We start from the raw sequence: 7610 nt of genomic DNA, 5'->3' as shown, positions 1-7610 counted from the left end.
AAACCATTGAATACTGGCACACCAGCATAATCAGCAAGTTCTTGAACGATACTTTGTTTAAAGCCACGATATTCAATACCATCATACATTCTGCCTAATACGCGGGCGGTATCTTTCATACTTTCTTTGTGGCCAATTTGGGAGGAGTTAGGGTCGATGTAGGTGACTTGTGCGCCTTGGTCATGAGCGGCGACTTCGAATGCACAACGTGTGCGGGTGGAGGTTTTTTCAAAGATGAGCGCAATATTTTTGCCTTTTAATGTTTGTTGTTCTGTGCCGGCATATTTGGCTCGTTTTAAATCTCGGGAGAGATCTAAGAGATATTTAATTTCACGTTCTGTGTGATGAACAAGACTAAGTAAATGTCTATTTTTCATATTGAAAGCCATAATAATCTCCTTGTGTTTTGACTATCCATTGGGGAATAAACATACATCATTCGAGATACTGCTTGTCGTTCGAACGGTTGCATTATAAGAGAAATAAAATGAAATTTGTTATCGTTTTTCAACTGGTAATGCCAATATATGAAATTTTATTGCGTGATTTTTAGTATTGTTAGAATTTATGTTCTTTTAAATAAAAATAGATTAACTCGTTATTAGTATTGGCTTAATCTAGATCAAACAAATTCTAATTAATACAAATTTCCTTTTGTATCTGCTAGAAAAAAGGTTTTATCATTTTTTTATAAATCTGAGTGATTCTATCGGGTTTATAACGAAACTTTCTATTCTAATCAAAAGGACTTAATTATGTACTGCGTACAATGCGAACAAACAATGCGCACACCTGTGGGTAACGGTTGTAGTTACTCTCAAGGAATGTGCGGTAAAACTGCGGAAACTTCTGATTTACAAGACCTCCTTGTTGCAACTCTGCAAAGCTTATCTGCTTGGGCTATTCAAGCGAGAGATTTAGCTATTATCGATAATGAAATTGATGCTTTTACGGCACAAGCATTTTTCTCTACCTTGACTAATGTAAACTTTGATTCTCAACGTATAGTTGAATATGCGCAACAAGCCATCGCTTATCGTGATAATTTAATGAAACGTTGCCGTACACTAAATCCAAGTATTGATATAAACCATCCGTTAGCTCATTTACAGCTTGAAGGTGCAACGATTTCTGATTTAACAAAACAAGCTGCGAATTTTGCCCTAAATTCTGACCGCACTTTGATTGGGGAAGAAGTACATGGTGTGCGTATGCTTTGTTTATACGGTTTAAAAGGTGCTGCTGCTTATATGGAACATGCCCATGTTTTAGGTAAATTTGATAATGAGGTATATCGTCAATTCCATGAGTTTATGGCGTGGCTAGGAACGAATCCAAGTGATCTAAATGAATTGTTAGAAAATGCTCTTGGCATCGGTAATATGAATTTTCAAGTAATGAGTTTATTAGATGCGGGTGAAACAGAAGCATTTGGTCATCCTGTTCCAGCAACGGTAAATGTGAAGCCTGTAGCAGGAAAATGTATTTTAATTTCTGGTCATGATTTAAAAGATTTAAAAGCACTTTTAGAACAAACGGAAGGAACCGGGATAAATATTTATACTCATGGTGAAATGTTGCCTGCGCATGGTTACCCAGAATTGAAAAAATACAACCATTTGGTTGGTAACTATGGAAGTGGTTGGCAAAATCAGCAGAAAGAATTTGCTAAATTCCCTGGTCCTGTAATTATGACCTCTAACTGTATTATTGATCCTAATGTTGGCAATTATGCAGATCGTATTTATACCCGTAGTATTGTGGGCTGGCCTGGTGTAACGCACATTGAAGATCGTGATTTCAGTCAAGTTATCGCGAAAGCGCAAGAAATGGTAGGATTCCCTTATGATGAATTAGAACACAAAATTACCGTTGGGTTTGGTCGTCAAACTTTATTAGATGCTTCAGATGCAGTGATTAATCTTGTGGCTGGTGGAAAATTACGTCATGTTTTCTTAGTGGGCGGTTGTGATGGTAGCAAAGGTGAACGTAGCTATTACACTGATTTTGCTCGTCAAATACCGGAAGATTGTGCGATTTTAACTTTAGGTTGTGGTAAATATCGTTTTAATAAATTAGATTTTGGCTCTATTGATGGGTTACCTCGCTTGTTAGATGTTGGGCAATGTAATGATGCGTATTCTGCGATAATGCTTGCTGTAAATCTTTCACAAAAACTGGGTATTGGCGTTAATGAATTGCCATTAACGCTTGTGCTTTCTTGGTTTGAGCAAAAAGCTATTGTTATTTTGCTTACCTTATTGGCGTTAGGTGTTAAAAATATCTATACAGGACCGACTGCACCAGCATTTTTAAATGATAATGTGATGACATTATTAAATGAAAAATTCGGTTTGCGCGGCTTGACTACTCCAGAACAAGATATGGCAGAAGCTTTAGCTAAATAACATTTCATAGAAAAGTGCGGTCGATTTTTTAATTTGTAGTATTTGTTTTATAAACATTTTAAAAATTCACCGCACTTTTTTCTATCTTCAAAGAGAAAATTCTATGTCAAATAATCAGAATCCGTTGTGTTATAACGAAATGCAGGTGCATTCTATTCATCAGGAAACTGATGATGTCTATACAATTGAATTAATCGCACAAGATTTTTACCCTTATGAGCCAGGTCAGTATGCTCTAGTAAGTATTCGTAATACACCAAATATTGTGCGAGCTTATACACTATCGTCTACGCCAGGAATGAGCCGTTTTGTTACTTTAACCGTTCGCCGTATTAAAAATGGAGTTGGTTCTAATTGGATTACATCCGAAATTAAAGAAGGTGATCAAATTTGGTTATCCGATCCAATGGGTAAATTTACCTGTACCCGCATTGTAAGTGATCGATATTTACTTGTAGCTGGTGGATGTGGCGTTACGCCAATCATGTCTATGACTCGCTGGTTATTAAAAAATAAACCGGGTGTAGATGTGGTTGTATTCTATAGTGTCCATTCGCCTAAAGATGTTATTTTTAAACGAGAATGGGCATTACTGAAAGAACAATTTCCACAGTTAAAATTATTTATTAATGCTTCTGTTGATGCGGATGATGGCTTTATAGTTGGACGTTTAAATAGTCAAATGTTATCTGACCTTGTACCCAATATAGCTGATTATACGGTGCTGACTTGTGGCCCAGAGAGTTATATGAATGATTTACGTGCGATGACAGAATCCCTTGGTATCCCATCTGAGCGTTTCTTTTTAGAGCAATTTCATTCTTCAGCAGAAAATTGTATGTTAGATAATAGTAAACAAGTGACGCTTTCTATTACTAATCCAGTACCCCAAACTTTTTCTGTACCTGTTGGAAAAACATTGTTAGCTGCTTTGGAAGAACATAAAGCACCGATTATTGCCGCCTGTAGAGAAGGTATTTGCGGTTCTTGTAAAACTTTAGTGGTGAGCGGGGATTATGAAGTGAGTTCAAACGGACCGCTGACAGAAGATGAAATTAAACAAGGTTATGTTTTAGCGTGCTGCTGTCAAATGAAAGGAAATATATCAGTTGATTTAATGCCTTAATCCTTAATAAAGTGCGGTTATTTTTATTACGGTTTTTTATACATTGATCTTAGACAAGGGCAATTTGTATATTTAGTGATATGATAACCGCAGTTTATTTTTTGAGGTTTTTATGAATTTACCTTTTCGAGCAATGGTGTCTGATTTAGATGGCACACTTTTAACACCTGAACATTTAGTCGGTGATCTTACTATTGATACGCTGAGAGTATTAGAGCAAAAAGGCGTAGATATTATTTTGGCAACAGGACGCAATCATACCGATGTGTCATCCATTCTTGGAAAAATTGGTGCGGAACGTGCGGTTATGATTACATCAAACGGTGCTCGAGTACGGGATTTACAGGGTAATTTGCTTTATAGCAATAGTTTGCCTGAAGAATTAGTTCTCGAGCTTTACAAAACGCCATTTGATACTTCCAAAGTATGCATGAATAGCTATCAAGATGAAGGTTGGTTTACTAATAAAGATATTCCTGCAATGCGTCAGTTCCATAAGGAATCTGGATTTGATTATAACGTAGTTGATTTTTCCAAACATCATGGACGTGGGACAGAAAAAGTCTTTTTTATTGGTAAAACTCCAGAAGATTTAGTTGAAGTAGAAACTTATTTACGAGATAAGTTTGGTGACGTAACGACAATTGTTTATTCAGCATTAGCTTGTTTGGAAGTAATGAATAAGAATGTTTCAAAAGGCGATGCATTAAAACATTTACTCGAATCACGGGAGTATGAGTTAAAAGACTGTATTGCTTTTGGTGATGGAATGAATGATGTAGAAATGCTTTCTTGGTCTGGTAAAGGCTGTATCATGCAAGATGCAGATATTCGTTTAAAAAAAGCTTGTCCAGAGTTAGAAGTTATTGGCTCAAATAAAGAAGAATCAGTCGCTCATTATTTGCGAACTCAATTTGGATTAGATTATTAATGCAGGCATTATTATTTATAAGTTATGGTGCAATATTAGGCGCGTCATTGCGTTGGACTATAGGATTGTTATTTAATCCTTTATTTTCTTCGTTTGCTTTTGGGACTTTAATTGCTAATTTGCTTGGTTGTTTAATTATTGGTGTATTACTTGGGCTTTTTTGGCAATTTCCACAAATTAGTTCTGAATGGCGGTTATTTTTAATTACTGGTTTTTTAGGATCGCTAACCACATTTTCTTCTTTTTCTTCCGAAGTTGTGGAATTATTTTTTAATGACAAGTGGTTAAATGGATTTTGTGTTTTGATGATGCATTTATTCGGGTGTTTAGCTATGACTGTGTTGGGAATTTGGGTATATAAAATTTGTTCTCAACTTTTACATTAATCCTATTCACTTTGGTTTTTCCCAATTAAATCAGCAAATTCATCGCTACGAAATCCGTGTGATAGCATATATTGCCAAATTTTTTGTTTCATTTTAGGCGTTTGCTGTTCGTTGTAATTTGGGAATTTTTTACGTAACAAGTTCTCTGCCATTTCATACCAATCAATTTCTGATTCCATTAAAACTTCATCAATAATATCAGAAGACACACCTTTTAATTGGAGTAATTCTTGTCGAATTCTTTCTATACCATAACCTTTTTGTACGCGTGAATTTATATAATTTTCTGAAAAACGACGATCACTTTGCCAATTTTTTGCCTGGCATAAAGATAATGCATCATCAATTTCTTCTTCCGAAAAGTTCTTTTCCTGCATTTTATTGCGGAGCTCGAATTCACTATATTCTCTGCGAGAAAGAAGATTAACTATGTAATTAAAAGCAAGAGATGACAAGGAATGATTCCTTTATTTTTATTGAGTTGATATAAAGTGCGGTTAAAAATGACCGCACTTTTGGCGTTGATGATTTGATTTATTCAAAATCACTTTCTGATTCTGAACTATTTTCAGATTGTTCAATGTCAGCCATTAAAGCTTGTTCTGGATTAGCCACTAATTCTGCGCGTAAACGAGCTTCTAATTCATCTGCTTTTTCTGGATTTTCATTGAGCCATTTCATTGAGTTAGTTTTGCCTTGACCAATTTTTTCTCCATTATAGGCATACCATGCACCTGATTTCTCTACAAGCTTGTGTTTTACACCAAGTTCTAATAATTCCCCTGCTTTTGAAATACCTTCGCCATAAAGAATTTGGAAATCTACTTGACGGAATGGTGCTGCTAGTTTGTTTTTTACTACTTTTACACGGGTTTCATTTCCAATAATATTTTCGCCATCTTTTACAGAACCTGTACGACGAATATCTAAGCGAACAGAAGAATAGAATTTTAATGCATTACCGCCTGTGGTGGTTTCAGGATTACCAAACATCACACCTATTTTCATTCGGATTTGGTTAATAAATACAACTAAACAGTTTGCATTTTTAATTTGGCCAGTAAGTTTACGTAAAGCTTGTGACATTAAACGAGCTTGTAGCCCCATATGGGAATCACCCATATCCCCTTCAATTTCAGCTTTTGGTGTCAGTGCGGCAACGGAGTCCACTATAATTACATCAATTGCGCCAGAGCGAACTAATGCATCGCAGATTTCAAGTGCTTGTTCACCATTATCTGGTTGAGAGACAAAAAGTTCTTTTACATCCACCCCAAGTTTTGCTGCATAAATAGGATCAAGGGCATGTTCTGCATCAATAAATGCACAGGTTTTTCCCGCTTTTTGCGCTTGAGCAATGACGGAAAGAGTTAATGTTGTTTTTCCAGATGATTCTGGTCCGAAAATTTCTACAATTCGTCCCATAGGTAAACCACCAATTCCTAGTGCAACATCTAAACCAAGTGATCCAGTAGAAATAGATTCTACATCTAACGTTTTGGTATCGCCTAACTTCATAATTGAGCCTTTACCAAATTGTTTTTCGATTTGTCCTAATGCTGCTGCTAGTGCTTTTTGTTTTTCTTCTTTAGTCGCCATAAGTGAATTCCTGTTTGAATGTTCAAGTTTTTTGTGATTATATCTGTATTGATGTACAGGTCAAGAAAAATATTCATATTTGGAAAAATATGGGATCTGTATTCCAAAAAAAGCAGAGCTAAACCTTAAAATGAGAGAGTTGTGATAAAAGCCTCTTAATTGAATTTTTAGGTTAAATTATATACAAAATATAATGGTAAGAAAATTTTTAAATATAGTATATTTATATATAAACCAATTGTTTACATAAAAATAAATTTTAAATTTACGATCAGCTTCACAAATCTGAAATTTATTCTTAGTAAGATGAAAAACTTCATGATATAAACCAAATCAGAAGTACTTCTACTAACTCCTTTAAACTACTTATCCATATGAGGTTAATATGAACATAAAAGACGAGCATATAAATAATGTTTGCCTTCTATTAGATCAGTTGGTAGGAAATGTTACCTTTAAAAATCTTTTTACAGGTTACGGTTTGTTTCACAAGGAAGAGACAATGTTTGCCATTTGGCAGAATAAAAAACTTTATCTACGTGGTGAGGATGAGCTTGCAATTCAATTAAGTAAATTAGGTTGTGAACCATTTACAACAAATGAGTTGAATAAGAGATTTGTACTTTCTCAATATTATGCGCTTTCAGATCAGGTGATGCGCAATAATATGTTGTGTAGAAAATTGATTATTCTTTCTATTCAGCAAATCCGCAATCAGAAGTTAGATCGTACTTTGAGAAAGCTAAATAGATTAAAGGATTTACCCAATTTAACTATCAAGCACGAAAGAGCGCTAATAAAAGTTGGCATCACTGATGTTGCTATGCTAAGAGAAATTGGTGCAGAAAATGCATTGGTGGAATTAAAGAAAAGCGGCAGCGGAGCAACTTTAGATTTTTATTGGAAGTTAGTATGTGCTTTGCAAAATAAAAATAGCCAATTTTTAAGTCAATCTGAAAAAGAGCGTTTATTAAAGAAATTAAACGAAATTTTGAGAAAGAATGGCTTGAAAGGCTATAGAAAATTAGATGACGAATAAAATTTGTTCATTCAAATGATTTTTTGCAAAAAGTACTTGCAAGGGTTTTTAAAATCCCTATAATGCACCGCACACAACGACGCACTGTTGTGAAGTATTTAAGTTTCCACGTGTGTCGTTG

Annotated in this window: 8 protein-coding genes; 5 read left to right on the top strand and 3 right to left on the bottom strand. The window is 35.0% G+C overall.

Features of this window, described 5'->3' with window-relative positions; genetic code table 11:
- Positions 1-389 (bottom strand): Rossmann-fold NAD(P)-binding domain-containing protein (locus tag AAX15_RS04590; protein ID WP_046939333.1); only part of this gene is annotated, 389 nt, incomplete at its 3' end.
- Positions 390-755: 366 nt separating this feature from the next.
- Here AAX15_RS04590 and hcp point away from each other — a divergent pair.
- The 4 genes from hcp to crcB all read left to right on the top strand — a co-directional run bounded on the left by hcp (position 756) and on the right by crcB (position 4851).
- Complete coding sequence (hcp, locus tag AAX15_RS04585; protein WP_046939332.1) at positions 756-2408, top strand: hydroxylamine reductase; 1653 nt, start codon at positions 756-758, stop codon at positions 2406-2408.
- A gap of 103 nt (positions 2409-2511) precedes the next feature.
- Entirely contained in the window at positions 2512-3534 is a 1023-nt protein-coding gene (gene hcr, locus AAX15_RS04580) for an NADH oxidoreductase (protein WP_046939331.1), read from the top strand.
- A gap of 112 nt (positions 3535-3646) precedes the next feature.
- Positions 3647-4465, top strand: coding sequence for a Cof-type HAD-IIB family hydrolase (locus tag AAX15_RS04575; RefSeq protein ID WP_046939330.1), 819 nt, complete (start codon positions 3647-3649; stop codon positions 4463-4465).
- Positions 4465-4851, top strand: a complete 387-nt coding sequence (crcB, locus tag AAX15_RS04570) for a fluoride efflux transporter CrcB (RefSeq protein ID WP_046939329.1) — start codon at positions 4465-4467, stop codon at positions 4849-4851. Before AAX15_RS04575 ends, crcB begins: the two co-directional genes overlap by 1 nt.
- 2 nt (positions 4852-4853) lie before the next feature.
- Here the strand turns inward: crcB and recX are convergent, their stop codons facing one another.
- Positions 4854-5306 (bottom strand): recombination regulator RecX, encoded by a 453-nt coding sequence (gene recX / locus AAX15_RS04565; RefSeq protein WP_046939328.1) that lies wholly within the window; start codon positions 5304-5306, stop codon positions 4854-4856.
- 79 nt (positions 5307-5385) lie between these two features.
- Positions 5386-6450 (bottom strand): recombinase RecA, encoded by a 1065-nt coding sequence (recA, locus tag AAX15_RS04560; RefSeq protein ID WP_005636084.1) that lies wholly within the window; start codon positions 6448-6450, stop codon positions 5386-5388.
- Positions 6451-6835: 385 nt separating this feature from the next.
- Between recA and tfoX the strand changes: the two genes are divergently transcribed.
- Positions 6836-7489 (top strand): DNA transformation protein TfoX, encoded by a 654-nt coding sequence (gene tfoX, locus AAX15_RS04555; RefSeq protein WP_080950425.1) that lies wholly within the window; start codon positions 6836-6838, stop codon positions 7487-7489.
- Positions 7490-7610 lie beyond the last annotated feature (121 nt).

It is taken from the genome of Haemophilus haemolyticus (genome assembly GCF_001008275.1).
Taxonomy (GTDB): domain Bacteria; phylum Pseudomonadota; class Gammaproteobacteria; order Enterobacterales; family Pasteurellaceae; genus Haemophilus; species Haemophilus haemolyticus_P.
The sequence above is the reverse complement of the archived record's forward strand: the minus strand, read 5'-3'. Positions and strand labels throughout refer to the sequence as shown.

Bases quoted from the DNA above. Each gene is read 5' to 3' on its own strand.
- AAX15_RS04575 (WP_046939330.1), top strand. From the start codon at position 3,647: ATGAATTTACCTTTTCGAGCAATGGTGTCTGATTTAGATGGCACACTT.
- hcp (WP_046939332.1), top strand. From the start codon at position 756: ATGTACTGCGTACAATGCGAACAAACAATGCGCACACCTGTGGGTAAC.
- hcr (WP_046939331.1), top strand. From the start codon at position 2,512: ATGTCAAATAATCAGAATCCGTTGTGTTATAACGAAATGCAGGTGCAT.
- crcB (WP_046939329.1), top strand. From the start codon at position 4,465: ATGCAGGCATTATTATTTATAAGTTATGGTGCAATATTAGGCGCGTCA.
- tfoX (WP_080950425.1), top strand. From the start codon at position 6,836: ATGAACATAAAAGACGAGCATATAAATAATGTTTGCCTTCTATTAGAT.
- recA (WP_005636084.1), bottom strand. From the start codon at position 6,450: ATGGCGACTAAAGAAGAAAAACAAAAAGCACTAGCAGCAGCATTAGGA.